This window comes from Sphingomonas sp. R86520, from assembly GCF_042466285.1.
GTDB lineage: Bacteria > Pseudomonadota > Alphaproteobacteria > Sphingomonadales > Sphingomonadaceae > Sphingomonas.
Window position 1 is genome coordinate 3,507,729 of the sequence record NZ_JAXHBZ010000001.1, and the last position, 22,974, is coordinate 3,530,702.

24 protein-coding genes are annotated in these 22,974 nt (G+C 65.8%); 11 read left to right on the forward strand and 13 right to left on the reverse strand.

Annotated elements, in window-relative coordinates; translation table 11 throughout:
- Window positions 1-84 precede the first annotated feature (84 nt).
- From SJY41_RS16065 to SJY41_RS16080, 4 genes are all read left to right on the forward strand, one after another.
- Entirely contained in the window at window positions 85-714 is a 630-nt protein-coding gene (locus tag SJY41_RS16065) for an outer membrane lipoprotein carrier protein LolA (protein ID WP_380783217.1), read from the forward strand.
- Between the two features lie 355 nt (window positions 715-1,069).
- Window positions 1,070-1,852 (forward strand): exodeoxyribonuclease III, encoded by a 783-nt coding sequence (locus SJY41_RS16070; protein ID WP_380783218.1) that lies wholly within the window; start codon window positions 1,070-1,072, stop codon window positions 1,850-1,852.
- Entirely contained in the window at window positions 1,849-2,892 is a 1,044-nt protein-coding gene (ribA, locus tag SJY41_RS16075) for a GTP cyclohydrolase II (protein ID WP_380783219.1), read from the forward strand. The genes SJY41_RS16070 and ribA overlap by 4 nt, the downstream gene beginning before the upstream one ends.
- Before the next feature lie 29 nt (window positions 2,893-2,921).
- Window positions 2,922-3,401 carry a YdcF family protein gene (locus tag SJY41_RS16080; RefSeq protein WP_380783220.1) on the forward strand — a complete coding sequence of 160 codons (480 nt, stop codon included), beginning with the start codon at window positions 2,922-2,924 and terminating at the stop codon, window positions 3,399-3,401.
- A 204-nt stretch (window positions 3,402-3,605) separates the two neighbouring features.
- On the opposite strand, the gene SJY41_RS16085 is transcribed toward SJY41_RS16080, so the two are convergent.
- Window positions 3,606-4,286, reverse strand: coding sequence for an HAD family hydrolase (locus tag SJY41_RS16085; RefSeq protein ID WP_380783221.1), 681 nt, complete (start codon window positions 4,284-4,286; stop codon window positions 3,606-3,608).
- The gene (locus SJY41_RS16090) at window positions 4,283-4,957 is read right to left on the reverse strand and encodes a YggS family pyridoxal phosphate-dependent enzyme (protein WP_380783222.1); all 675 of its coding nucleotides are present in this window, start codon (window positions 4,955-4,957) and stop codon (window positions 4,283-4,285) included. The genes SJY41_RS16085 and SJY41_RS16090 overlap by 4 nt, the downstream gene beginning before the upstream one ends.
- Before the next feature lie 22 nt (window positions 4,958-4,979).
- On the opposite strand from SJY41_RS16090, the gene SJY41_RS16095 reads away from it, so the two are divergent.
- Window positions 4,980-5,498 (forward strand): thiamine phosphate synthase, encoded by a 519-nt coding sequence (locus SJY41_RS16095; RefSeq protein ID WP_380783223.1) that lies wholly within the window; start codon window positions 4,980-4,982, stop codon window positions 5,496-5,498.
- A gap of 344 nt (window positions 5,499-5,842) precedes the next feature.
- Here the strand turns inward: SJY41_RS16095 and SJY41_RS16100 are convergent, their stop codons facing one another.
- Window positions 5,843-6,550 (reverse strand): hypothetical protein, encoded by a 708-nt coding sequence (locus SJY41_RS16100; protein ID WP_380783224.1) that lies wholly within the window; start codon window positions 6,548-6,550, stop codon window positions 5,843-5,845.
- A 281-nt stretch (window positions 6,551-6,831) separates the two neighbouring features.
- Here SJY41_RS16100 and SJY41_RS16105 point away from each other — a divergent pair, with 281 nt between their 5' ends.
- Genes SJY41_RS16105 through holA form a run of 4 tightly spaced genes read left to right on the forward strand, consistent with a single transcriptional unit; the run spans window position 6,832 to window position 11,330 of the window.
- Window positions 6,832-7,263, forward strand: coding sequence for a DUF3576 domain-containing protein (locus SJY41_RS16105; RefSeq protein ID WP_380783225.1), 432 nt, complete (start codon window positions 6,832-6,834; stop codon window positions 7,261-7,263).
- A gap of 10 nt (window positions 7,264-7,273) precedes the next feature.
- Window positions 7,274-9,787, forward strand: a complete 2,514-nt coding sequence (gene leuS, locus SJY41_RS16110) for a leucine--tRNA ligase (RefSeq protein WP_380783226.1) — start codon at window positions 7,274-7,276, stop codon at window positions 9,785-9,787.
- A complete protein-coding gene (gene lptE, locus SJY41_RS16115) occupies window positions 9,784-10,314 on the forward strand; it encodes an LPS assembly lipoprotein LptE (protein WP_380783227.1) in 531 nt (176 codons plus the stop codon). Before leuS ends, lptE begins: the two co-directional genes overlap by 4 nt.
- Window positions 10,311-11,330, forward strand: coding sequence for a DNA polymerase III subunit delta (gene holA / locus SJY41_RS16120; protein ID WP_380783228.1), 1,020 nt, complete (start codon window positions 10,311-10,313; stop codon window positions 11,328-11,330). The genes lptE and holA overlap by 4 nt, the downstream gene beginning before the upstream one ends.
- Before the next feature lie 292 nt (window positions 11,331-11,622).
- Here holA and SJY41_RS16125 read toward each other — a convergent pair whose 3' ends face one another.
- The 6 genes from SJY41_RS16125 to SJY41_RS16150 are packed head-to-tail and all read right to left on the reverse strand — an operon-like array spanning window position 11,623 to window position 17,335.
- Complete coding sequence (locus SJY41_RS16125) at window positions 11,623-12,522, reverse strand: ParB/RepB/Spo0J family partition protein (RefSeq protein WP_380783229.1); 900 nt, start codon at window positions 12,520-12,522, stop codon at window positions 11,623-11,625.
- Window positions 12,519-13,301, reverse strand: a complete 783-nt coding sequence (locus SJY41_RS16130) for a ParA family protein (protein WP_380783230.1) — start codon at window positions 13,299-13,301, stop codon at window positions 12,519-12,521. Before SJY41_RS16130 ends, SJY41_RS16125 begins: the two co-directional genes overlap by 4 nt.
- Window positions 13,298-13,918 (reverse strand): 16S rRNA (guanine(527)-N(7))-methyltransferase RsmG, encoded by a 621-nt coding sequence (rsmG, locus tag SJY41_RS16135; RefSeq protein ID WP_380783231.1) that lies wholly within the window; start codon window positions 13,916-13,918, stop codon window positions 13,298-13,300. Before rsmG ends, SJY41_RS16130 begins: the two co-directional genes overlap by 4 nt.
- Window positions 13,915-15,750 carry a tRNA uridine-5-carboxymethylaminomethyl(34) synthesis enzyme MnmG gene (gene mnmG, locus SJY41_RS16140; protein ID WP_380783232.1) on the reverse strand — a complete coding sequence of 612 codons (1,836 nt, stop codon included), beginning with the start codon at window positions 15,748-15,750 and terminating at the stop codon, window positions 13,915-13,917. The genes rsmG and mnmG overlap by 4 nt, the downstream gene beginning before the upstream one ends.
- 54 nt (window positions 15,751-15,804) lie before the next feature.
- The gene (mnmE, locus tag SJY41_RS16145; RefSeq protein WP_380783233.1) at window positions 15,805-17,082 is read right to left on the reverse strand and encodes a tRNA uridine-5-carboxymethylaminomethyl(34) synthesis GTPase MnmE; all 1,278 of its coding nucleotides are present in this window, start codon (window positions 17,080-17,082) and stop codon (window positions 15,805-15,807) included.
- 7 nt (window positions 17,083-17,089) lie between these two features.
- Window positions 17,090-17,335: a DUF6489 family protein gene (locus SJY41_RS16150; RefSeq protein WP_380783234.1), complete on the reverse strand. Its 246-nt coding sequence runs from the start codon at window positions 17,333-17,335 to the stop codon at window positions 17,090-17,092.
- A 56-nt stretch (window positions 17,336-17,391) separates the two neighbouring features.
- Here SJY41_RS16150 and SJY41_RS16155 point away from each other — a divergent pair, with 56 nt between their 5' ends.
- Both SJY41_RS16155 and SJY41_RS16160 read left to right on the forward strand, forming a co-directional pair.
- Window positions 17,392-17,865, forward strand: coding sequence for a methylated-DNA--[protein]-cysteine S-methyltransferase (locus SJY41_RS16155; RefSeq protein ID WP_380783235.1), 474 nt, complete (start codon window positions 17,392-17,394; stop codon window positions 17,863-17,865).
- Window positions 17,862-18,563, forward strand: coding sequence for a dienelactone hydrolase family protein (locus SJY41_RS16160; protein ID WP_380783236.1), 702 nt, complete (start codon window positions 17,862-17,864; stop codon window positions 18,561-18,563). The genes SJY41_RS16155 and SJY41_RS16160 overlap by 4 nt, the downstream gene beginning before the upstream one ends.
- Window positions 18,564-18,745: 182 nt before the next feature.
- Here the strand turns inward: SJY41_RS16160 and SJY41_RS16165 are convergent, their stop codons facing one another.
- From SJY41_RS16165 to hemE, 4 genes are all read right to left on the reverse strand, one after another.
- Window positions 18,746-19,465, reverse strand: a complete 720-nt coding sequence (locus SJY41_RS16165; protein ID WP_380784168.1) for a TerC family protein — start codon at window positions 19,463-19,465, stop codon at window positions 18,746-18,748.
- A 209-nt stretch (window positions 19,466-19,674) separates the two neighbouring features.
- On the reverse strand, window positions 19,675-20,931 hold the full coding sequence (gene rho, locus SJY41_RS16170; RefSeq protein ID WP_031395107.1) for a transcription termination factor Rho: 1,257 nt from the start codon (window positions 20,929-20,931) through the stop codon (window positions 19,675-19,677).
- A 266-nt stretch (window positions 20,932-21,197) separates the two neighbouring features.
- On the reverse strand, window positions 21,198-21,659 hold the full coding sequence (locus SJY41_RS16175; protein ID WP_380783238.1) for a CopD family protein: 462 nt from the start codon (window positions 21,657-21,659) through the stop codon (window positions 21,198-21,200).
- Window positions 21,656-22,690: a uroporphyrinogen decarboxylase gene (gene hemE, locus SJY41_RS16180; RefSeq protein WP_380784169.1), complete on the reverse strand. Its 1,035-nt coding sequence runs from the start codon at window positions 22,688-22,690 to the stop codon at window positions 21,656-21,658. Before hemE ends, SJY41_RS16175 begins: the two co-directional genes overlap by 4 nt.
- Between the last annotated feature and the right edge of the window lie 284 nt (window positions 22,691-22,974).

Below are 22,974 nucleotides of genomic sequence, written 5' to 3' on the forward strand. Positions count from 1 at the left end.
TCACGCCTGACGAGTTCATGCCTGACGAGTTCACGGGCGGTTCAAGCCCGTCGCGGCACTGATGGCGCGCTCAAGGAGATTTCGATGTTCAATACCCGCCCCGCGGTGATCGCGACGATCGCCGCTATGTCCGTCGCTGCCGTCCCCACGCCGATCGCCGCGCAGGCGACCGGCGATCTCGCGGCGGTGCAGAAGCATCTGCAATCGCTCGAGACGATGACCGCGAACTTCTCGCAGGCGGATCGCAACGGCAAGGTGCTGACCGGCGTGCTGTCGCTGAAGAAGCCCGGCAAGCTGCGGTTCCAGTACGAGAAAGGCGTGCCGATCCTGATCGTCGCGGAAGGCGGCGCGCTGACCTTCATCGATTATTCGGTAAACCAGGTGCAGCGCTGGCCGATCAAGAATTCCCCGCTCAGCATCCTGCTCGACCCGGCGCGCGACATCACGCGCTATGCCAAGCTCGTCCCCGGCTATGATCCGCGAATCGTGTCGGTCGAGGCAAACGATCCCAAGCATCCGGAATATGGCCGCATCACTTTGGTGTTCGTGCGCAGCGCCGGCGCGCCGGGCGGGATGATGCTGCAGGGCTGGGTGATGCTCGACAGTCAGAACAACCGGACCACGGTCCGCCTGACAAACCAGAAATTCGGCGCCCCCGTCAGCGACAACACCTTCCGCTGGAACGACCCGCGTCAAAAAGGTGGAAGAAAGTAACATAACTTTCGCGTCATTCATGCAAGCGACAGGTTCAGACCCCTAGAGCGTGGCTTGCGGATGTGGGGCATTCGGGATTTTTCCCCCTGTTGCCCGGATGGTTTCCCCACCTCTCGCCTGCGTGACGAACGCTGAGTTGGCCCTCGCTCCATGCCCCCGGAGCGAGGGTCTTTCGCGTAGAGCGGCAGGAAAATGAATTTTCCTACCTCGCTCAAGCGCGGCCGACGGGCCCCTGTTCTCCCAGGGCCCGGTCGACGACAACGGCTTTGCCGATGGCGCCTCCTGACTTCTCCCTTCTTCCGCACCCCCGGCGGCGTTCCTTGTCCCCACCCCCCCGCAACGCTACATCGCGCTCGTGAAGATCGTCTCCTGGAACATCAACTCGGTCCGTTTCCGGATCGCCATCGTCGAACAGTTTCTGCGCGACGAGCAGCCCGACATCCTGTGCCTGCAGGAGACCAAGGTCATCGACGGGAACTTCCCGTTGGAGGCATTCCGCGCGCTTGGCTACGAGCACATCGTCCTGCACGGCCAGCGCATGCACCACGGCGTCGCGATCATCAGCCGCGTCCCGATCGTCGAGGACGACCGGTTCGACTGGCAGGCGAACAGCGAGGCACGCCACATCGGCGTCCGGCTGGAGAACGGGGTCAGGCTGGAGAACGTCTACGTCCCCGCCGGCGGCGACGTGCCCGACCGCGAGGTTAACCCCAAGTTCGGCCAGAAGCTCGACTTTATCGAGCGCATGACGACCTGGTCGGAAACGCTCCCCGGCCCCACCATCCTGGTCGGCGACTTCAACATAGCCCCGCTCGAATCGGACGTCTGGAGCCACAAGCAGTTGCTCGACGTCGTCAGCCACACGCCCGTGGAAGTCGAGGCGCTCGGCAAGTTGCAGGCGGCAGGTGACTGGGTCGATCTCGGCCGCCGCTTCCACCCTGCCCCCGCCCGCCTGTTCACCTGGTGGAGTTACCGCGCGAAGGATTGGGAAGCGTCCGATCGCGGCCGCCGGCTCGATCACATGTGGGCAACCGGTGCGGCCGCCGAGGCGGCGGTATCGCACCATGTGTATGAACGCTGCCGGAGCTGGCTGAAGCCGTCGGACCACGTGCCGATCATGACCGAGTTCGCGTTTTGAACCCGCGCGCGGCGGCGCGCGCGGTCGATGCGTTGCGGCGCGGCTGGCCGATCGCGATCGACGGGCTGGTGTTGCTGGCGGTCGAGACGGCGGATGCGGAGCGGTTGGCCGCGTTCGATCCGGCGGCGAATGGTGGCGTGCTGATCTCGTCGGGACGTGCGGCGACGCTGAAGCTTGCGAACCAGCTGGCGGCGGCGGACCCGACCGAGCCGGTACTGGTCGACCGCGCGCCCTGGATCGATTTTGCCGCGGCGACGGCGCTGGCCGATCCGCAGTTCGACCTGGCGACTCCGATGAAGGGGCCGTTTCGCACGATCCCGGTGACCGATCCTGCGGCGGCGGCGGCGGCGTTACGGCTCGCGCGGATCGCAGGGCTGTTGCCGGCGTTCTTCCTCGGCACTAGCGAACCCGAAGTGTCGATCACGCATGCCGACATCGACGCGCATGAGGATGCGACCCGCCTGACGCTCGCGACACGCGCGCGGCTGCCGGTCGAGGGCGCTGAAGACGCCGAGATCGTCGCGTTTCGTTCGCCGGAGAGCGCGGACGAGCATATCGCGTTGCTGATCGGCCAGCCCAATGGCCAGCCGCCGCTGGTACGGCTGCATAGCGAGTGCCTGACGGGCGACGTACTCGGCAGCCTCAAATGCGATTGCGGGCCTCAATTGCACGCGGCGATCCACGCGATCCGGGATAGTGGCTGGGGGATCCTGCTCTATCTGCGGCAGGAAGGGCGCGGGATCGGGCTGGTCAACAAGCTGCGCGCGTACGCGCTGCAGGACCAGGGGTTCGATACCGTCGACGCGAACACGCGGCTGGGGTTCGCGGTCGATGCGCGCGACTTCGGGGTAGCGGCGCGGATGCTGACGTTGCTTGGGCAGCGTGAGGTACGGTTGCTGACCAACAACCCGGCCAAGGTGGCGGGGCTCGAGGCGGCGGGTGTGACGGTGATCGAGCGCGTGCCGCATTTCCTGCCGTCCAATCCGCACAACGCGCAATATCTCGCCACCAAGCGCGACCGCACGGGGCATCAGTTCTGACCGAGATCCCTCCTTCACGGCGCCTGATCGTGGTGTTCGGCGCGGCGGTTCGTCCCGATGGCAGCCCGAGTCCGACCTTGGCGCGGCGCATCGCGTTCGCGGCGGCGGCGGCAGCGCGGTATGTCGATGCGGACCTGTTCTGCTCGGGCGCGAAGGGCGCGCATGGACCGTCCGAGGCGTCGGTAATGGCGGATGTGCTCGCCGAGACGGTCGACCGGTCGCGCATCCATCTCGACGAGGCGAGCGTGGATACGTTGCAGAGCGTGGTCGCGGCGACCGCGTTCGCGCGCGCGGGCCAGTATGCGCAGTGCATGATCTGCACCGACGGCTATCACCAGCCACGCATTCGCATGCTGTTCGCGATGCTCGGCATGCCTGCGAGTGCCATCCATGTGCCGCATGGTGGCAGCCGGCGGTATCAGCTCAAGATGCGAACGCGGGAGGCGGCGGCGATCCCGTATGATCTGGTCGCGGGGGTCGGGGCGATCTGGCGGCGGAAGCGGGGTTAGCCGCCGTTCCCTGGCCCGTTAGGTACGCGTGGTCTTGAAGCAAGCACCTCACCGGCGAAGGCCGGGGTCCAGTTGGGAAGGTCGATGTAACGAAGGTACGTCCGCTGTTACTCCCCTTCCCCAACTGGACCCCGGCCTTCGCCGGGGAGTTGAATTTATCAAAACGGTATACCGGTCTACTTATCCGCGGATCCAAGAACCGGGTCAGGCGCTTCCTACCAACCGCGCCACGTCTTCGAAGTTCTCCGCCAGCGCGTCGACACCGATCGCCTTCAGCCGCGCGCCGTGCTCGGCGTTGCAGTGCGAGCCCGCGGACAAACCGATGACGTAGCCGCCTGACGCCACCGCGCCAGTCGCGCCGACGGGCGAGTCTTCGAGGATCGCGGTCCGCGCAATATCCACGCCGAGCTGGCGGGCGCCGAACAGATATAAATCGGGCGCGGGCTTGCCGTGCGTCACATGCTCGCGACCACTGTAGAGGTGGTCGCCGAACGAGTCGCGCAGGCCGATATGCTCGAGGTGGCGGGAAATCCACGCAGTCGAGCTCGACGAGACGATCGCCTTGGGCAGGTCGGCGGGGAGCGAGCGGACGAACGCGACGGCGCCTTCGATCGCATCGATTCCCGCCGCCATGACGCGCTCGTCTTCGGCTTTGCGGGCCGCGTAGAATTCCTCGGGTAGCGGTCGATCGATCCAGCGTTCGATCGCATCGATGAACTGCGGACCGGCGAGCCCCATGAAGTTCGCCATCGAATCCTCGGCCGTCGTCGGATGACCGGCGGCGGTGAGCCATTTGGCGATGTGGCGGTTGCCGATCGACTCGCTGTCGATCAGCACGCCGTCGAAGTCGAACAGGAGCGCGTCGAATCTGACGGGGAACGTCATGCCGGGATGCCCCGTGCGCCAAACAACGCGCTGCCGATACGGACGTGAGTCGCGCCGATCGTCACGGCGGTTTCGAAATCGTCCGACATGCCCATGCTCAGACCGGTCAGCCCATGATCGCGGGCGAGCTTGGCCAGCAGCGCGAAATACGGCGCCGGTTCGATGTCGGCGGGCGGCAGGCACATGAGCCCGGCGAGCGGCAGGCCGGCGGCACGCGCCGACTCGATCAACGCTGGCAGGTCCGCGATCGCGCAGCCGCCCTTTTGCGGTTCGTCGCCGATGTTCACCTGGATGAAGCAGTCCGGTCGGCGATCCGACGCGGTCATCGCCTTTGCCAGCGCCTCGACCAGCGAGGGCCGATCGACGGCGTGGATGCAGTCGAACAGCGCGACGGCTTCCGCCGCCTTGTTCGACTGGAGCTGGCCGATCAGGTGAAGTTCGACGTCGGGATACGCCTCACGCAACGCCGGCCACTTCTCCGCCGCTTCCTGGACGCGGTTCTCGCCGAATACGCGTTGCCCTTCGGCCAGCAACGGTAGGATCGCCTCGGCGGGGTGCGTCTTGGAGACGGCGATCAGCGTCACGTCGGAGGGCCGGCGATCGGCGATCTCGGCGGCCTTGGTGATCCGGGTGCGGATGGACTCGAGCGGCGTGGTGTCGTCAGATATCATGCCGCGCGCTATAGGCAGCGACGTGGCGCGTCGTAACCCTATTCCCGTCCGCTGGCTGATGACGGACGAGCGGATGGGCGACGCCTTGTGGCCCGCGTTGCGGCGACTGCCGCCGGGATCGGGGGTGATATTCCGGCATTATGCGACGCCTGCGGGCGAGCGGCGGGCGGTGGTGCGGCGGGTTCTGCGACTGGCGCGGGCGCGTGGACTGGTCGTGGTGGTGGCTGGCGGGTCTTCGATTCCGGCCGATGGAATTCACGGTCGAGCGGGTACGCGTGGGATCAGGACCTGGCCCGCGCATTCGCGTGTGGAGGCGCTGGCTGGGGTGCGCGCGGGGGCGGATGCCCTGTTCGTGTCGCCGGTTTATGCCACGCGGTCGCATGACGGCGCGGTTGGGTTAGGTGCGGCGCGCGCTATGCGGATCGGGCGCGGGCTCGGGATGCCGGTGATCGCGCTTGGGGGGATGGACGAATCGCGGTGGCAGAGGATGCGGCGGTTCGGGTTTTACGGCTGGGCCGCGATCGACGCCTGGCTTCGGTAGTTCCAAGAGCCTGTTTCGGATGAGATGCCGCCCGCCCCCCGTCATCCCAGCGAAAGCTGGGATCTCATCATGAGGCTATCGTCGCCCGTATCGCGGGAGACCCTAGCTTTCGCTAGGGTGACGGATGGGGCGATGGGTCACGGGTCTAGGGTTTAGGGTTTAGGGTGATCGACACATAGGGCGGCCATCATCCTTCCCACGACCAAGCCGCCGCGGGCCCTTTCCCTCCCTCCATTGGGAGAGGAGACGCCAAAGGCGGCGATGGATGAGGACGAGATATAAGATCGCCTGCTTCCGCGGCGATCAGGTCAGGAATTCCTGCAAAGTACGACTTTGCAGGACGCCTAGAAGCGGAAGGCGGTGCCCAGATAGACGGCTTGGCTGTCGCGGCGGTCGTCGTCGACCTTCACGAAGCGCTCGCGGTCCGAACGATAGCGCACGCCGGCGGTCACCGCGAGGCTGCGCGTCAGGGCGTAGGAGCCGCCCAGATCGACCGAATAGCTCGGCGCGTCCTCGACCAGGCGCGGTGCGTTGGCCAGCGGACGATCCGCCGCAGCCTTCACCGTGCCGCTGAACCGCTTGGCGCTGTAGCTGACGGCCAGGTCGGCGGCTTCGCGGCCGCCCGGCATGACGCCGAGATCGAGCTTGTTGACGTCGCCAGAGATCGCAAAGCGCTTCCAGCCGACCGACATGCCGAGGTTGTAGGCGATCGGTGCGATACCGACGGCTGGCGTCGTCGATGCGAGGCTGGCTGCGTTGGCAACGCCGCGGTTGGTCTGCGCGCGAACCGCGACGGTCACCGCGCGGTTGTCCTGCCGGGTTTCGGCGGGCGTGAAGCGGAAGCTGCCGGCGTCGAAGCCGCCACGCGCGAACATCGCGGCAAGGCGGGGATCCGCGGCTGCGGGGGTGAACGATCCGATACCGCGGACGGCGGCGACGTTGTGCTTGGCGATCCGGGCAGGCTGCTCGCTGGCGCCGAATGCGGGCGCGACGATTGCGGCGGTAGCGACAAGCGCCCCGGCAACCACCCCGAAAATTCCCCCACGCGTCATCACAACGAATCTATTCCTCGAATCCCGTAATCGGATCCCTCGTGAAACATCGCCTATCATGAATTGATCCACTGCAAACACCGAAGAGCGGCATTCTCCACCGATTATGAGACAGTGTTGCAATCAGCACACAGATTCGGGGCCGGAGCGGTGTTGATCGGTGGCATTCCCGCGGTTCCCATGCAGTCTCGCCCGCCCCGCTTTGGCATGCCGGCGTCAGCTTGCGGGCACGCAGGCTCGCCTGTAGAGCAAGGACTGATTTTCTTGCCAGGATGATGCCCATGTTCCGCCGCTCGCGTATCGCAGTCGTGCTGTTTGCCCTGCCTCTCGTCGCATGCGGCGGCGGTTCCGCTCGTCCCAAGGCGGATCTCGCCGCGTCGAAGATCACCACCATCGGCGTGAACAGCTATCTGTGGCGCGCGAGCCTCGACACGCTTAGCTTCATGCCGCTGCTCCAGACCGATTCCAATGGCGGCGTGATCGTCACCGACTGGTATGTGAACCCGCAGACGCCGACCGAGCGCATGAAGGTGACTGTCTCGATCCTCGACCAGGATCTGCGCGCCGATGCGCTGCGCGTCGCCGCGCTGCGCGAAGTGAACCAGAATGGCCAGTGGGTCTCGTCGCCGGTCCAGGCCGCGACCACGCAGAAGCTGGAAGACATCATCCTGACCAAGGCCCGCGACCTGCGCCGCGCCTCGATCGCCGGCTGAGGATCGTAGAATGGCGTCGCGTTTCAATGCGTTGAAGGCGGACGCGGCGTGGCAGAAAATCTGGGACGAGCGCAAGACGTTCGCCGCGGACGACCTGTCGACCAAGCCGCGCTCGTACGTGCTCGAGATGTTCCCCTATCCGTCGGGGCGCATCCATATGGGGCACGTCCGGAACTACACGATGGGCGACGTGCTCGCGCGGTTCCGTCGGATGAAGGGCATGGAAGTGCTCCATCCGATGGGCTGGGACGCGTTCGGCATGCCCGCGGAGAACGCGGCGATGGAAAAGGGCGTGCACCCGGGCAACTGGACGCGCGCCAACATCGCGACGATGAAGGCGCAGCTGAAACGTCTCGGTTTCGCGCTCGACTGGACGCGCGAACTGGCGACCTGCGAGCCTGAGTATTACGGGCATGAGCAGGCGCTGTTCCTCGACCTGTTCGCGGCTGGGCTCGTGTACCGCAAGGAATCGGCGGTGAACTGGGACCCGGTCGACATGACCGTGCTCGCCAACGAGCAGGTGATCGACGGTCGCGGCTGGCGCTCCGGCGCGCTGGTCGAGCGTCGGAAACTGTCGCAGTGGTTCCTGAAGATCACCGATTTTGCCGATGAACTCGTCGACGGCCTCGGCGCGCTCGAACATTGGCCCGACAAGGTCAAGCTGATGCAGGAAAACTGGATCGGCCGCAGCCAGGGCCTGCAGTTCAAGTTTGCGCTGTTGGGCAATGCGACCGGCATCGGCTCGGTCGAGGTCTTTACGACCCGCCCGGACACGATGTTCGGTTCCAGCTTCGTCGCCGTCGCCGCGGATCATCCGATCGCGCGCGCCATCGCCGAGACAAACCCCGACGCTGCGGCCTTCATAGAACTGTGCAAGCGTGGCGGCACCACCGCAGCGGAACTCGACACGCAGGAGAAGCTGGGCTTCGACACCGGCATCCGCGCGACGCATCCGCTTGATAAGACGTGGGAACTCCCGGTCTACATCGCGAACTTCGTGCTGATGGAATACGGCACCGGCGCGGTGTTCGGTGTCCCCGCGCACGACCAGCGCGATCTGGATTTCGCGCGCAAATACGACCTGCCCGTCAAACGCGTCGTCAGCGAAGGCGATGATGAGGCCCCCGTGTTCATCGGCGACACCGCCTGGACCGGCGCCGGCACCATCGTGAACTCGCACTTCCTCGACGGCATGGATATCGAGGACGCCAAGCGCGTCGTGATCGAGCGCGCCGAGGGCGAAGGCTGGGGCAAGGGCACCACCGTGTTCCGCCTTCGCGACTGGGGCGTCAGCCGCCAGCGCTATTGGGGCACGCCGATCCCGATCATCCACTGCGACGCGTGCGGCGCGGTGCCGGTGCCCAAGGACCAGCTGCCGATCATTCTGCCCGAGGACGTCTCGTTCGCGGTCCCCGGCAATCCGCTCGACCGTCACCCGACTTGGAAGAACGTCCCCTGCCCGTCCTGCGGTGCGGATGCGCGGCGTGAGACCGATACGCTCGACACGTTCGTCGATTCGTCGTGGTATTTCATCCGCTTCGCCAGCCAGCCGGACGCGAAGCCGTTCGACCGGACGGGCGCGGAGAAGTGGCTGCCGGTCAACCAGTATATCGGCGGCGTCGAGCACGCGATCCTCCATCTGCTCTACGCACGGTTCTGGACGCGCGCGCTGAAGCATATCGGCATGCTCGACATCGCCGAGCCGTTTGCCGGGCTGTTCACGCAGGGCATGGTCACGCATGAGACGTATAAGTCCTCCGACGGTCGCTGGCTGTCACCCGACGATGTCCGTGGCGGGATCGAAGTCGCGACCGGCGAGGCCGTCAACGTCGGTCGCGTCGAGAAGATGTCGAAGTCGAAGAAGAACACGGTCGATCCCGAGCCGATCGTCGACCAGTATGGCGCCGACGCGGTGCGCTGGTTCGTGCTCTCCGACTCGCCACCCGAGCGCGACCTCCCCTGGAGCGAATCCGGTATCGAAGGCGCTTGGCGGTTCGTCCAGCGTCTTTGGCGCCTGATCGAGTCCGACGATGCGGCAAAGGCTGAGGGCGAAGACATCGGCTTACGCAAACTCTGCCACCGCACGACCGTCGGTATTGAGAGCGATATCAACGCCTTGCAGTTCAACAAGGCGGTCGCGCGACTCTACTCGCTGTGCAGCGCGATCGAGAAGGCAGCGCCGTCCGCCGACCGCGAACAGGCGGTCCGTACGCTGCTGCTGCTCGTCAGCCCGATGGTCCCGCACGTCGCCGAGGAAGCCTGGGCGACCGCGGGCAATGACGGCCTGATCGCCGACGCCGCCTGGCCGATCGTCGATCCGGCGATGCTGGTCGACGACGAGGTCACGATCGCGGTGCAGGTTAACGGCAAGCTACGCGACACCCTCGTCTTCCCGAAAGGAGCACCGAAGGACGAGGTCGAAGCCGCCGCGCTCGCCTCCGAAAAGATCGTCCGCCTGCTTGAGGGCAAGCCGCCCCGGAAAGTGATCGTCGTGCCGGACCGTCTCGTGAACATCGTCGCATGAAGCACCTCGCGATCCTCGGTGCGCTCGCGCTGGCTCCCGCACTGTCGGGCTGTGGCCTGCACCCGCTCTATGCGGGCGGTAGCAGTGGTCCGGTCGCGGGTGCGCTCGGCCAGGTCGAAGTGGCACCGATCGCGGGCAAGAACGGCTGGTTGATGGCCACCGCGCTGCGCGATCGCCTGCCGTCGAACGGTGCGCCCGCGGTGTACCGGATCGACATCCGCCTGGACGACGCAATCAGTGGCCTCGGCGTCCGCACCGACGACAGCGTCTCGCGCGAACGCCGGACTCTGCGCGCACGCTATCAGCTCGTGCGGATCGGCGACAATTCGGTGCTGCTCGACGCGACCGCGGGTTCCGATGCCGGGATCGACGTCGTTCGTTCCGAATATGCGACGATCGCCGCCGAGAACACCGCGCTCGAACGCCTGTCTGGCATCGTTGCCGACCAGATCGTCGCTCGCATTGCACTATACGCGCGCAATACGCCTGCGGTCGCAGCGCCGCAGGCCCCCACGCCCGCCAAATGAAGGCCAGTGCCGGCCAGATCCGCGGTGCGCTGGCCAAGCCGGGCGGCGACATCCGCCTGTACCTGCTCCATGGCCCCGACGAGGCCGGCGCAAGCGACCTTGCCCGCGTGCTCGCGAAGGCGATGGGTGCGGACGCCGAACGCGTCGACCTCGACGGCTCGGCGCTCAAGGGCGACCCCGGCCGGCTAACCGATGAGGCCGCGTCGTTGTCGCTATTCGCCGGTGCACGGTTCGTCCGCGTTGCCTCGGCGGGCGAGGAAAGCCTTGAGGCGTTCACCAACCTGTTGGCGGCAGAGCGCGTCGGCAACCCGGTCGTCGCGATCGCCCCGACCGTCAAATCGACCGCCAAGATCGTCAAGCTCGCAATCGACTCCCCCCGCGCGATGGCGTTCGCCTGCTACGCCCCGACCGCGCAGGACGCCGAACGCCTCGCCACGACGATCGCGGGGGAGAACGGCCTCCGCCCCGCCCCGGGCGTCGCGCGACGCCTCGTCGATACGACCGGCGGCGACCGCGCCGTCATTTCACGCGAAATCGAGAAGCTCGCGCTGTACCTGGACGCCGCGCCCGATCGCCCTGCAGACCTCGATCACCATGCGCTCGATGCGGTCGGCGCAGACCTCGGTGATGCGGAAATGGGCCGCGCGATCGACGCCGTCATTGAAGGCAGGGTCGACGATCTCGGGGCCGAACTCGCCGTGCTCGAAGAGGCGGGGACGTCGCCGATCCCGTGGCTCCGCCAACTCGTCCGCCGCCTGATAGCGCTGGCCGACATGCGCGGCGAGATCGACCGGGGCGATTCGGTCGATGCCGTCATGAAACGCCACCGAGTCTTCTTCAAGGAAGAGGCTAGCACGGCCAGATCGCTACGCCGCTGGACCCCGACGATGCTCGCCACCGCGATCCAGCGTGTACGGACGGCAGAGCGAGCGATCATGGCATCGGGGAATGCCGGCGGGGTAGTCGCGGAGGCGGCCGTAGTCGCGCTTTCCCAGGCGATCGCCCGGCGAAACTAGCGCGCATCCGCAACCGCCTTAGCGTCTGCCTCTGCTTCCTGCCTCTCAACACCCCCCTTCCGTTATCCCGGCGCACGCCGGGACCCATGGATAGGGTGCGATCACTAACGAAGCGGACCGCAACCGTGGGTCCCGGCTTCCGCCGGGATGACGGAGAGTATTGGTCCTCCCTCTCCTTCTACCCTCACCTATTACCCGTTCGTCCTGAGCGAAGTCGAAGGATGGTCCAGCACACAGATGCTTCGACTTCGCTCAGCACGAACGGGAGGGGTTGTGCAGGCGAACTCCCGACCTAGATCGCCCCACCCGTCAATCGCTGGCAAACCATATCGAGTTGGTCGAGTGTCGAGTAATTCAACGTCAACGTCCCCCCGGTCTCGGTATGCGCAACCCGCACCTGCAACCCCAACAAGTCCGCCAACTGCCGCTCCAACGCCGCGATATCCGCATCCGGCACGCGAGGCTCTGACGACCCGCCGCCGCCACGGCTCCGCCCAGGCTTTGCATCTCGCGCCAGCTTCTCGGTTTCGCGCACCGACAGCCCCCTCGACACGACCTGGTCCGCCAGCGACTCCACATCGGGCGACCCCAGCAGCGCCCGCGCATGCCCCATCGACAGCGATCCATCGACCACCTGGGACTGCACCTGCGCCGGCAGCTCCAGCAACCGCAGCAAGTTCGCGACGTGACTGCGTGACTTGTGGACGATCTTGGCGAGCACTTCCTGTGTGTGGCCGTACTCGCCCGCCAGCCGCTGATAGGCCTGCGCTTCTTCGATCGCGTTCAGATCCTCGCGCTGAATGTTTTCGATCAGCGCGATCTCGAGCGTCTCGGCGTCGTCGAAGTCGCGAACGACGACCGGCACCTCGTGCAGCCGCGCACGCTGCGCTGCCCGCCAGCGCCGCTCGCCCGCGACGATCTGATAATCATGCCCATGCGGCCGCACGACGATCGGCTGGATCAATCCGCGCGAGGCGATCGACGCAGCCAGCTCGTCGAGCATCGCCTCGTCGAAATGCCGACGCGGCTGATCGGGATGCGGCGACAGAGAACTGACCGGTAGCATCCGTACGCCAGACGATTGCTGCGCTGCACCATCGGCCGACACCGGCGTCTCGCGTGCCATCTCGCCCAGCAGCGCGTTGAGCCCCCTGCCCAACCCGGGCCGACCACGTTTATTGCCGTCGCTCATGCCGCAGCCTGCGCAGACGCGGGAAGCCGCCCGATCAACTCACGGGCCAGCGCGATATACGCCTGCGACCCCGAGCACCGATAATCGTAGATCAGCGCCGGGAGCCCGTGACTTGGCGCCTCCGACAAGCGCACGTTGCGCGGGATCACCGTTTCGAACACTACTTTTCCCAACACTGCACGGACATCGGCCGAGACCTGGTCGGTGAGCCGGTTACGCCGATCGAACATCGTCAGCGCAACACCAAGGATCGACAAGCCAGGATTGAACCGTTGGCGGATCCGCTCGACCGTACTCAGCAACTGCGACAACCCCTCCAGCGCGAAGAACTCGCACTGCAACGGGACGAGTAACGAATCCGCCGCGACCATCGCGTTGATCGTCAGCAGGCCGAGCGACGGCGGGCAATCGATCAGCGCGATATCCCAGGGGCCCTGTGCGACCTTCATCGCGCGATCGAGCCGGTGCGTGCGCGCATCGAAGTCGACCAGCTCGATCTCCGCGCCCGACAGGTCGACCGTTGCCGGTACGATATCCAATCGCGGCACGCGCGTATGCACGACCGCATCGGCGATCGACGTGTCGCCGACCAGCACGTCATAGCTGGACCGCTCGCGCTGCGAATGACCGATCCCGAGCCCGGTCGATGCGTTGCCCTGCGGATCGAGATCGACCAGCAGGACATGCATTCCCGTCGCCGCGAGCGCGGTCGCGAGGTTGATGGCGCTGGTGGTCTTGCCCACCCCACCCTTCTGATTGGCGACCGCGATGGTGATCATCGCGCGCTTACCCGATCCAGAACCACGATCGACGACTCCGGGTTCGTGACGCTTTGTTCCACGTGGAACATAAACCGCCAATGCTGCTTGAGCGCGGCCAGCTCTTCTTCGTCGAAACGCCCCCGAGGAAGTAACCACCGCGTCTCCGTTGTGGCGCAGTGTGCCGCGCCACGCAAAAGGTTTTGCAAAGATGCGACCGCGCGGGCGGAAATGATCGATGCATCCGCGGCCGCATTTTCCACCTTGGAGGCGTGGACGCGAACTTGGTCGCCAAGACCAAGGCGCGCGACACAGAGCTGGAGAAAGTCGGCACGACGACGACGTGGCTCGACCAGATCCACCGGACCCTCACGGACGAGCGCGACGACCATCCCGGGGAAGCCGCCGCCGGTGCCGATATCGAGCCAGCGTTTCGCCGAGGTGTCCGCGCCTGCGAGCGCCACCAACTGGAGCGAGTCCACAACGTGCCGGTCCCAAATCGTCGGGATCGTCGACGGCGCGATCAAGTTCTGATGTGGCGCTTCCTCGACGACCATCGCCACGAATGCCGCCAACCGCTCGGTAGCCTCCACGCCGAACCTTTCGGTCGTCCAACCCTGGGCGTCGTCTTCCGTCATGCTGGCACTCGTTTCGTATGCAATAATACCGCCGACAATGCGGCCGGCGTGATCCCGCGCACCCGCGCTGCGGCCGCCAAAGAGGTCGGGCGAGCCGCACTAAGGCGGTCGATCATCTCGTTCGACAGCCCGGGCACGCGATCATAGGCAAGGTCCTCCGGCAACCGGATCGCCTCGTCGGCCCGCAGGCGCGCGACCTCCTGCGCCTGTCGTTCGATATACGGGGCGTAGCGCGCGTCCTCCAGAACTTCGTCTACGACGACCGACGGAACGCCTGACGCCGCATCCGGCGCGACGTGGCCGAGTGTTACCCCTTCGAACCGCAGCCAGTCGAAGGCCGTCCGGCGTGCGCCGTCGCGCCCAATCGCGACGCCCTGATCGGCGACTTCGGTCGCGGTCCGTTCGCAGTCAAGAGCAGTCCGAAAGCGGGCACGGTCTTCGGCCAGCGCATGCTGATGCGCCAGCCGTTGCGCCCCCAGGCACCCAGCGGCTTCAGCGATCGCGCCAAGCCTCGTCTCGGCATTGTCCGCACGGAGGGACAGCCGGAATTCCGCGCGTGCCGTCAACATCCGGTAAGGCTCGGTCACGCCCTGCAAGGTAAGATCGTCGATCATCACCCCGAGATAGCTCGACGCGCGATCCAGGATGACGGGCGCGAGATCGCACGCATGCGCCGCGGCATTGAGTCCGGCTACCAGCCCCTGCCCTGCCGCCTCTTCATACCCGGTCGTGCCATTGATCTGCCCCGCGCAGAACACCCCGTCGATCGCGCCGAGTGCCAGTCGCGTATCGAGCGCCCGCGGATCGATATAGTCGTATTCGACCGCATAGCCGGGCATCGTCATCGTCACGCGCTCGAGCCCAGGAATGCTGGCAAGCAGCTCGGCCTGGACCTCGACCGGCAGCGAGGTCGACAGGCCGTTCGGATAGACGGTCGTATCGTCGAGCCCTTCGGGTTCGAGGAAGACCTGATGGCCATCGCGGTCTCCGAACCGATGGACCTTGTCCTCGATCGACGGACAATAGCGCGGGCCTGCCGCCTCAATCGCGCCGGTGAACAGCGGCGATCGGTGGAATGCCTCGCGGATGATGGCGTGCGTGCGGTCGGTCGTCCGTGTGATGGCGCAGGCGATCTGCGGCAATGGACGACCCTGAGTCATCGGCGACATCGTCCAGGGATCGAGGTCAGAAGGTTGCTCGGCAAGCGCCCCCCAGTCGATCGTCCGGCCATCAAGGCGAGGCGGTGTTCCTGTCTTCAAGCGCGCCATGGGGAGGTCGCGAGCACGAAGTTGATCGGCCAATGGCTTGGCCGCGCGCTCGCCGATCCGGCCTCCTTCTTCCCGGTCATCGCCGCGGAAGATACGCCCGCCGAGGAACGTGCCCGTTGCCAGCACGACCGCACGCGCTGCGACGATCGAGCCATCCGCGAGTAGGACACCGGCCATGCGACCGCCGTCGAAATGAAGCGCGGTCGCCTCGCCTTCCACGATCGAGAGCTTCGCGGTGCCGCGGAGCATCGCTTGGATCGCACCCGAATAGAGCTTGCGGTCCGCCTGGATGCGAGGTCCCTGGACGGCCGATCCCTTGCTGCGATTGAGCATGCGGTAATGGATTGCAGCGGCATCGGCCGCGCGTCCGATCAGGCCGTCGAAGGCGTCGACCTCGCGCACCATGTGCCCTTTGCCGAGCCCGCCGATCGCAGGATTGCACGACATCGCGCCAATGTGCCGCGCGTCGAACGACACGAGTGCAGTACGCGCGCCCCTGCGCGCCGCCGCGGCTGCGGCTTCGGTTCCGGCATGGCCACCGCCAACCACCACTACATCGAACATGACATTGCCCTAGAGCGACGTGGTGTGCGCGTCAAAGATGTTCCACGTGGAACATCATTTCCCGATGCAGAACCGCCCGAATAGCGCATCGAGCATCTCCCCGGTCGCGTCGAGGCCGAGAACTCCCGCCAGCGTTGCGCGCGCTTGGCGAAGATGCTCGGCGATGATGAGAGCGTCGGTGCTTCGATGGCGCAGCGCTTCGACCGCTTGAGCACATTGCCGACGCTGATGCTGTTTAAGGGCGATCCCGTCGGTACGCGGAAGCATCGCGGCCGCGCGGACGTGCAGTTCGGACCAGAGCCGGTCGAGCGAACCGCGATCGTCTTGCGCGACTGCCAACGTCCGGCCTGCCGGTAGATCCTCCCTCCCCGGCAGGTCGGCCCGAGCATGAATCCAGATCGCGTCGGCGCGTGGCGGGGTGGTATCGGCGAGCCACAGGACGATGTCGGCTGCGGCCAAGGCCCCTTCGGCGCGAGTTACCCCGATCGCCTCGATCGGATCGAGCGTATCGATCAGGCCTGCGGTGTCGGTCAGTACATAGGCAACGCCGTCGCGCATCACCGGCACATCGATCCGGTCGCGCGTGGTGCCCGAGATTGGCGAGACGATCGCCGCGTCGCGCTCACCGAGCAGGTTCAAAAGGGTCGACTTGCCGCTGTTCGGCGGTCCGCCGATGACCACACGCAGGCCGTCCTTGAGCCGCTCGACCGGTGGTGCATCGACCACGGCTGCAATTTCCTGGGCGAGCGTGTCGATCGCCGCGACGATCGCATCGAACGCTGCGGCGTCGCTCGCGACGTCGTCCTCGTCGGCGAAGTCGAGCATCGCCTCGATCCGCGCCGACAGCATCGCGACCGCGTCCATCCAGCCGCGGACCGCCTGGCTTACGCGACCCTCGGCCGCGGTCATCGCCGCGACCCGCTGGCCCTCGGTCTCCGCTTCGAGCAGATCGGCAAGTCCCTCAGCCTCGGTCAGGTCGATGCGGCCGTTGGTCAGGGCGCGACGCGTGAACTCGCCTGGTGCGGCCGGACGTAGCCCGGGGACCACCGACAGCGCGCGCTCGACAGCGGCGATAACGGCGCGACCGCCATGGCAATGAAACTCGACGAGGTCCTCACCGGTTGCGGTCGTCGGTCCCGGGAAGACGATCACCAGGGCGCGATCCAACAGCGCACCATCGGCAGCGCGCAGACCGCGCAGACTGGCATGACGAGGAACGGGCAACGGGCCCGCCAGTGCTTCGGCTGCGGCGAACGCCCGCGGTCCACTCACCCGGACGACGGCAATCGCCGCGGGTGGCCGCCCACTCGAAACCGCAAAGATCGTGTTCACGTGAAACTCAGCCGCTTTTGGTCGCACCGTCGAACAGACGCTTCCACATCGCCATCCCCGCCTCGCCCATCGGCTGCCAGCCGCGCATCATCGTCTCGAGCATTTCGGGCTTCATCTGGCCGTCGGGGCCAAGCCCGGTCATGGTGTCCATCATCATCGCAATGTAGCGATCGTGGATCGGCGTCAGGTCCGGCAGACCGACCGCACGACGCGCCTCTTCCGGGGTGCATTCGATCTCGATATTCATCTTCATACGCCGCATCCCAGATCAGGCTTGAGCCGCCCATCGGGGCGCTGCATAGCGCGTCGATGTATGCGCGCGATGCAGCCTCGATCGCAACGCCAATCGGGCTGGTCTGCGTGACCGGCACCGCGGACCGGATCGACGCGATCGAGATCCTCGCGGCGGGTGACGTGGTACCGAGCGACGCTGCGGCGGTGCGGGAGGCGCTTCGGCAACTCGAGGCGTATTTCGCCGGGCGACTCACCGCGTTCGACCTGCCCCTGGCCCCCTCGCCTACCGAACGTGGCGCCATCCTCCGTCAGGGCATCATCGACGTCGCCTACGGTGCGACCGCGAGCTACGGCGCGCTGGCCAGGGCGATCCGGTCGAGCCCGCGCGCGATCGGCCAGGCGTGTGCGCGCAACCCGTTTCCGATCGTTGTCCCCTGTCACCGAATTCTTGGCGCTGGCGGGGCGCTTGGCGCGTATTCTGCAGGCAACGGCCCGATCACCAAATCCAGGCTGCTCGACCATGAGCGGCCGCAAGGAGGATTGTTATGACGAATACGACGACCATCTCGACGCTTGCTGGCGATAGCGATTTCCATGCCTATCGCGCCTTGCCGGCGGGCACGCCGAAAGCCGCAATCGTCGTTATCCAGGAAATCTTCGGGGTGAACGCCGGCATCCGTCGCAAGTGCGATACGCTCGCCGAGGCTGGCTATCTGGCGATTGCACCCGACCTGTTCTGGCGGCTGGAGCGCGGCATCGAGCTCGATCCGGATATCGAGCCGCAGCTCCAGCAGGCGTTCGGGTACATGAACGCGTTCGATCAAGATAAGGGCATCGCCGATATCGAGGCGACGATCCGCGCGGCGCGGGCGGAACTTGGCGAAGGCGGCAAGGTCGGCGTGGTCGGCTACTGCCTTGGTGGACGGCTCGCGTTCATGACCGCCGCACGCACCGACGTCGACGCGAGCGTCGGCTATTACGGCGTCGGGATCGACGGATTGCTCGGCGAGAAGCATGCGATCGCGCACCCGGTACTGCTGCATGTGCCGGTCGAGGACCACTTCGTCGACAAGGCGGCACAGGCGGCGATGCATGCCGGGCTGGACGATCATCCCAAGGTGACGATCTACGACTACGCAGGCGAGGACCACGGGTTCGCGACCGAGTTCGGCGAGCGGCGTTCGGATGCTTCGGCCAAGCTGGCGGACGAGCGGACGGCGAAGTTCTTCATTCAGAATCTGGGCTGACCAATCTTCCGTCACCCCGAACTTGTTCCGGCGGCCACGGTTCCGCGTAGTCCCGACTAGCGAGCGTGCGGGACGGTGGTTGCCGGAACAGGCCCGGCATCGCGGGGGCATGGACGAAGACATGAAAAAGGCCTCGCCGGACGATCCCGGCGAGGCCTTTCGTTTATCCAACCAGACCGCGATCAACGCAGCAGCGTGATGATCCCCAGCGTGTCGCCGGTGCCGACCCAGCCCTCGTAGATCATCTTCACCGCGACCACGAGGATCACCGCGAGGCCAATATAGGCGATCCAGCGATAGCGGTTGATGACGCGCGCGATGTAGTTCGCGGCAAGGCCCATCATCGCGACCGACAGCAGCAGCCCGATAACAAGGATCCCGGGATGCTCACGCGCGGCACCGGCGACCGCCAGGACGTTGTCGAGGCTCATCGACACGTCGGCGACAGCGACGGCCCACGCAGCGCTCGCAAAGCCCTTGGACGACTTGATGCCCGAGCGTTCGTCGCCGTGGATTTCCTCCGAGCCGGCGTTCTCCGCGCCCTCGCGGATTTCGCGGTAGAACTTCCAGCTTACCCAGAGCAGCAACAGGCCGCCCGCGAAAATCAGGCCGACAATGCCCATCAGCCACGTCACGATCAGCGCGAAGAAGATGCGCAGGACGAGCGCCGCGCCGATGCCTATCAGGATGACCTTCTTGCGCTGGTCGGCGGGCAACCCCGCGGCGAGTGCACCGACGACGATCGCGTTGTCGCCGGCAAGGACGAGGTCGATCATCAGGACCGATCCGAACGCGGCGAGTGCCTTGGGGTCGCCGAGATTGGAGAAGTCGGCGACGATATGCTGCCAGATCTCGAGCGGCGAGCCGGGGCCCGCGGTGCTCGATGCGGCGGCGGCCAGCATGGCGATGATAGTCAAGATGTCAGCTCCCGGTGACGGATTTGAGGGTGATTAATAGCGAAGCGGCACGCGAAAGCCATTGCTCTCGCGTGCCGCCTTTTGCGTCGGTGCTCTGGGCGGACATGGGCGAAGCCCATGTCGTCGGTCGAGGCTTTGCCCCGCCGGCCGAACCGGTGCGAGTCCTGCTGCAGCTTGCAGCAGGCCGCACTCGGTTATTGATTCATACTATCGAAGAAATTCTCGTTGGTCTTCGAATCCTTCATCTTGTCGAGCAGGAACTCCATCGCGTCGATCGTGCCCATCTGCATCAGGATGCGACGCAGGACCCACATCTTGCTGAGCTTGGCCTTGTCGACCAGCAGCTCTTCCTTGCGGGTACCCGACTTGCCGACGTCGAGCGCCGGGAAGATGCGCTTGTCCGCGACCTTGCGGTCGAGCACGATTTCCGAGTTGCCGGTGCCCTTGAACTCCTCGAAGATCACCTCATCCATGCGGCTGCCCGTATCGATCAGCGCGGTCGCGATGATCGAAAGCGAACCGCCCTCCTCGATGTTGCGTGCAGCACCGAAGAAGCGCTTCGGACGCTGCAGCGCGTTCGCGTCGACACCGCCGGTCAGGACCTTGCCCGACGACGGCACGACGGTGTTGTAGGCACGCCCCAGACGCGTGATCGAGTCGAGCAGGATTACGACATCCTTCTTGTGCTCGACCAGGCGCTTAGCCTTTTCGATCACCATCTCGGCGACTTGCACGTGGCGCTGCGCGGGTTCGTCGAAGGTCGAGCTGACCACCTCGCCCTTCACGCTACGCTGCATGTCGGTGACTTCTTCGGGGCGCTCGTCGATCAGCAGGACGATCAGGAACACCTCGGGGTGGTTGTCGGTGATCGCCTTGGCCATGTTCTGCAACATCACCGTCTTGCCGACGCGCGGCGGTGCGACGATCAGCGTGCGCTGGCCCTTGCCCTGCGGCGAGACGATGTCGATCACCCGCGCCGACTTGTCCTTGACGGTCGGGTCGGCGGGATCGAGCGTCAGCTTGCTCTCGGGATAGAGCGGCGTGAGATTGTCGAAGTTGACGCGGTGACGGACGACGTCCGGGTCATCGAAATTGACGGCCGTGAGCTTCACCAGCGAGAAATAGCGCTCGCCATCCTTCGGCCCGCGGATCTCGCCCTCGACCGTATCACCGGTACGCAGGCCGAACTTCCGCACCTGGTTAGGCGAGATGTAGATGTCATCCGGGCCGGCGAGGTAGTTCGATTCTGGCGAGCGCAGGAAACCGAAGCCGTCGGGTAGCACTTCGATCGTGCCAAGGCCCATGATCTGGTCGCCATTGTCGGCCTGAACCTTCAGGATCGCGAACAGCAGGTCCTGCTTGCGCAGCGTCGAGGCGCTCTCGACCCCCAGTTCCTCGGCCAGCTGGACCAGCTCGGCGGGTTTCTTCTTCTTCAGGTCTTTGAGATGCATGGGGATTTCCGGATAGCAATCAACGGGAGAACGCTCGGTCGGCGGTGCGCTTGGGAAGCGGAACTGGGCGAGACGAGTCTGGCAGGGCACGACCGGGCAGGACGCCAGGAGGCCGTGTTGGGAGAAGGAGTTAGAATTGGGGGGCGGGTTAGTCAAGCGGGGACGGGTGCCCCGCTCTTACCGTTCTTCTGCGAACGCAGGAGCCCAGGGTTACAAGCGGTGGCATTCGTGATCCTGGGCTCCTGCGTACGCAGGAGAACACGCGTTCAGAACGGCTTAACGATCACCAGCACGACGATCAGCGTCACCGCGAGCGCCGGCACCTCGTTCAGCATCCGCAACTGCTTCCCCGTCAGCGTCGGCTTCCCCGCCGCAAGCTTCTTCGCATAGCCGACCGCCCAGCCGTGATACCCCGACAACAGCAGCACCAGCAGCAGCTTCAGGTGCAGCCACCCGAGCCCCGGCGCGCCGTCCGCCAGACCCAGGTTCAGCGCCAGCGCGATCCCCAGCACCCAGACGACGATCATCGCCGGCGTCAGGATGATGTGGCGAATCTTGCTCTCGCGCTCGACCCAGTTCGCCGCCTCGCCCGTGTTGCCGGCCGCCAGCGCCTCCTGATGATAGACGAGGTAGCGCGGGAGCATGAACAGCCCCGCCATCCAGAAGATCACGAAGATCAGATGCGCCGCCTTTACCCAGTCGTACGCAGCGCCCAGAAAACCGCTCATGTCGTGCTCCTTACGCGGGCGATCAGCTGCTCGACATGCGCGATCGGCGTGTCGGGGAGGATGCCGTGGCCGAGGTTGAAGACGTGCGGGCGCTCGACGAACGCCGCGAGGATCCGGTCGATTGCCGCATCGAGATCCGCCCCGCCTGCGATCAACGCCAGTGGGTCGAGATTGCCCTGCACCGGCATGTCCGCGGGCAACGACGCATGCGCCCAGACCGGATCGACCGTCTCGTCCAGCCCGATCGCATCGACGCCGGTCTCACGCGCGTAAGCCGGAAGCTTACCCCCGGCGCCCTTCGGAAAGCCGATGATCGGCACACCGGGGCAACGCGCGCGCAGGCGCTCGACGATCGACGCGGTCGGCGCGATCACCCAGCGCTCGAACTGCGCGGGCGAGAGCGAGCCCGACCAGCTGTCGAACAGCTGCACCACGTCGACGCCCGCCTCGACCTGTCGCGCGAGATACTCGACGGTATTGTCCGCGATCGCATCGATGATCGCACTGAATGCCGCCGGGTCGGAATAGGCGAAGCGCCGCGTCTCGGACTGATCCTTACTCCCCTTCCCCGCCACCATATAGGTCGCAACCGTCCAGGGAGACCCTGCAAAGCCCAGGAACGTCGTCTCGGGTGGCAATGCCGCAGCAACCTTCGCAACGGTGCCGTAGACCGGCTCCAGGCGATCCGGAACCGCCTGCAACCGATCGAGCGCGTAATCGACCAGCGCTGGCTCGAGCCGAGGCCCCTCGCCGACGCCAAAGCTCAGGTCCTGCCCGAGCGCCCACGGGATCATCAGGATGTCGGAGAACAGGATCGAACCATCGAACCCGAACCGGCGGATCGGCTGTAGCGTCACTTCGGCAGCGGCTTCCGGATCGGTGGCGAGCGCGAGGAACCCACCCTTCTCGGCCCGCAATGCACGATACTCGGGGAGATACCGCCCGGCCTGCCGCATGAGCCATAGCGGCGGCACGGCCTGACGTTCGCCACGGAGCGTAGCGAGGAGCTTCTTGGAGGTCGGATCGGTCAGCGGAGCACCCTTCTTCTACTATAAGAAGATTCTAGAAATAGGTTGTTGCAGTGGTTGGGCGGTTGAACCCGGGGCTTATGCGGTGATCCCCGAAATGCCAACAGCTTGACCCTCGCGCACCGGCACAAACGCGCTGATTCAATTCAACGCTCCCCGTTACGCACAGCCTGTGGATAAATACCGTCCCTGTGTGCGGGGATGTGGATAGAATGGGCGTTATCCACGGCGTACCCGTCGCTTGGCGGAGGGGGCGAGTTACGCTAGCCCTTCTCCCCATGTTATCC

Excerpts from the sequence above, each read along its gene's own strand:
- lptE (WP_380783227.1), top strand. The coding sequence starts at position 9,784 with ATGAAGCACCTCGCGATCCTCGGTGCGCTCGCGCTGGCTCCCGCACTG.
- SJY41_RS16160 (WP_380783236.1), top strand. The coding sequence starts at position 17,862 with ATGACGAATACGACGACCATCTCGACGCTTGCTGGCGATAGCGATTTC.
- rho (WP_031395107.1), bottom strand. The coding sequence starts at position 20,931 with ATGCATCTCAAAGACCTGAAGAAGAAGAAACCCGCCGAGCTGGTCCAG.
- SJY41_RS16100 (WP_380783224.1), bottom strand. The coding sequence starts at position 6,550 with ATGACGCGTGGGGGAATTTTCGGGGTGGTTGCCGGGGCGCTTGTCGCT.
- SJY41_RS16065 (WP_380783217.1), top strand. The coding sequence starts at position 85 with ATGTTCAATACCCGCCCCGCGGTGATCGCGACGATCGCCGCTATGTCC.
- SJY41_RS16175 (WP_380783238.1), bottom strand. The coding sequence starts at position 21,659 with ATGAGCGGTTTTCTGGGCGCTGCGTACGACTGGGTAAAGGCGGCGCAT.
- rsmG (WP_380783231.1), bottom strand. The coding sequence starts at position 13,918 with ATGACGGAAGACGACGCCCAGGGTTGGACGACCGAAAGGTTCGGCGTG.
- SJY41_RS16090 (WP_380783222.1), bottom strand. The coding sequence starts at position 4,957 with ATGATATCTGACGACACCACGCCGCTCGAGTCCATCCGCACCCGGATC.
- SJY41_RS16165 (WP_380784168.1), bottom strand. The coding sequence starts at position 19,465 with ATGCTGGCCGCCGCCGCATCGAGCACCGCGGGCCCCGGCTCGCCGCTC.
- SJY41_RS16130 (WP_380783230.1), bottom strand. The coding sequence starts at position 13,301 with ATGATCACCATCGCGGTCGCCAATCAGAAGGGTGGGGTGGGCAAGACC.
- SJY41_RS16150 (WP_380783234.1), bottom strand. The coding sequence starts at position 17,335 with ATGAAGATGAATATCGAGATCGAATGCACCCCGGAAGAGGCGCGTCGT.
- leuS (WP_380783226.1), top strand. The coding sequence starts at position 7,274 with ATGGCGTCGCGTTTCAATGCGTTGAAGGCGGACGCGGCGTGGCAGAAA.
- SJY41_RS16155 (WP_380783235.1), top strand. The coding sequence starts at position 17,392 with ATGTATGCGCGCGATGCAGCCTCGATCGCAACGCCAATCGGGCTGGTC.
- holA (WP_380783228.1), top strand. The coding sequence starts at position 10,311 with ATGAAGGCCAGTGCCGGCCAGATCCGCGGTGCGCTGGCCAAGCCGGGC.
- SJY41_RS16125 (WP_380783229.1), bottom strand. The coding sequence starts at position 12,522 with ATGAGCGACGGCAATAAACGTGGTCGGCCCGGGTTGGGCAGGGGGCTC.
- SJY41_RS16085 (WP_380783221.1), bottom strand. The coding sequence starts at position 4,286 with ATGACGTTCCCCGTCAGATTCGACGCGCTCCTGTTCGACTTCGACGGC.
- SJY41_RS16105 (WP_380783225.1), top strand. The coding sequence starts at position 6,832 with ATGTTCCGCCGCTCGCGTATCGCAGTCGTGCTGTTTGCCCTGCCTCTC.
- mnmG (WP_380783232.1), bottom strand. The coding sequence starts at position 15,750 with ATGTTCGATGTAGTGGTGGTTGGCGGTGGCCATGCCGGAACCGAAGCC.